1 protein-coding gene and 1 pseudogene are annotated in these 1,560 nt (G+C 74.3%); both read left to right on the forward strand.

The features are described from left to right. Window positions 1-109: 109 nt before the first annotated feature. Window positions 110-430, forward strand: a pseudogene (locus AB0E14_RS39715) (DUF2752 domain-containing protein); the annotation flags it as partial. A gap of 142 nt (window positions 431-572) precedes the next feature. Beyond that, the gene (gene trpC, locus AB0E14_RS39720; protein ID WP_362369798.1) at window positions 573-1,382 is read left to right on the forward strand and encodes an indole-3-glycerol phosphate synthase TrpC; all 810 of its coding nucleotides are present in this window, start codon (window positions 573-575) and stop codon (window positions 1,380-1,382) included. Window positions 1,383-1,560: the final 178 nt, after the last annotated feature.

The following is a 1,560-nucleotide window of genomic DNA, read 5'->3' on the forward strand; positions in this document are numbered from 1 at the left end:
CGGGTAGGGGTACGACGTCTCGAAGCCCGCTGGGCGGCCCCGCCGTCAGGGCCCGCCGTCAACCGTCGGCGCGGCCTCGGCGGGCCGGGAAGCCGATGGTGCCGGCGCCGTCGACCCCAACGAGCCCGGGCACTACCCCGTCTGCCCGCTCCTGCGCTTCACCGGGCTGTACTGCCCGGGCTGCGGCGGGCTGCGCAGCGCGCACGCCTTCGTCCACGGCGACCTGGCCGCCGCCTTCGGCGCCAACGCCCTCGCCGTCGTCGGCTACGGCCTCTTCGCCGTCGTCATGGCCGTGTGGCTGATTCGCGCCGTACGTGGTGTGCCCATGCGGGTCGCGATCAGCCCCGCCCTGTGGTGGGGGATCGGCGCTGTTCTCGCCCTGTTCACGGTCATCCGGAACCTTCCCTTCGGGGCCGCGCTCGCCCCGTGACCGCCCCGGCGAAGTCCCAGCAGGTGGGACGTAAGTCAGCCGGATGCGGGTCCCGGGCCCTCGGGCGGATACCATCGACGTGGCTGAACCTGGTTCATCCGCACGACCGTCACCATCACCGTCCCGGAAGGGGGCCTCTCGCGTGAGTGTGCTCGACGAGATCATCGAAGGCGTACGCGCCGACCTCGCAGAGCGGCAGGCGCGGGTCTCCCTCGACGAGCTGAAGGAGCGCGCCGCCAAGGCACCGCAGGCCAAGGACGGCGTCGCCGCGCTGCGCGGCGAGGGCGTCACGGTGATCTGCGAGGTCAAGCGCTCCAGCCCGTCCAAGGGCGCCCTCGCCGCCATCGCCGACCCGGCCGGCCTCGCCGCCGACTACGAGGCGGGCGGCGCCGCCGTCATCTCCGTGCTCACCGAGGAGCGCCGCTTCGGCGGCTCGCTCGCCGACCTGGAGGCCGTCCGCGCCCGGGTCGACATCCCGGTGCTGCGCAAGGACTTCATCGTCACCGCGTACCAGCTGTGGGAGGCCCGGGCCTACGGCGCCGACCTCGCGCTCCTGATCGTCGCCGCCCTCGAGCAGGAGGCCCTGGTCTCCCTCATCGAGCGCGCCGAGTCCATCGGCCTCACGCCGCTGGTCGAGGTCCACGACGAGGAGGAGGTCGAGCGCGCCGTCGACGCGGGCGCCCGGATCATCGGCGTCAACGCGCGGAACCTCAAGACCCTCAAGGTCGACCGCTCCACCTTCGAGCGGGTCGCCCCGGAGATCCCGGCCGGCATCGTCAAGGTCGCCGAGTCCGGCGTCCGCGGGCCGCACGACCTGATCGCGTACGCCAACGCCGGCGCCGACGCGGTCCTGGTCGGCGAGTCCCTGGTGACCGGCCGCGACCCGAAGGCCGCCGTCGCCGACCTCGTCGCCGCCGGCGCCCACCCGGCGCTGCGCCACGGGCGGGGCTGACCCCGCCATGACCGCGTACCGCGTGACGTCGCCGCTCACCCACCCGGGTGGGTTCGGCACGTCCGCGGTCACCCGGGCGATGCGCACCCGGCTCCGTACCGCCGCCGTGGTGCTGCGGCAGAACCGGGGCATGCGCCGCGCGACCAAGGTGGACCATGTGGGGGCCGGTTTCGCGGGC

Source organism: Streptomyces sp. NPDC047981 (assembly GCF_040653315.1).
Lineage (GTDB): Bacteria > Actinomycetota > Actinomycetes > Streptomycetales > Streptomycetaceae > Streptomyces.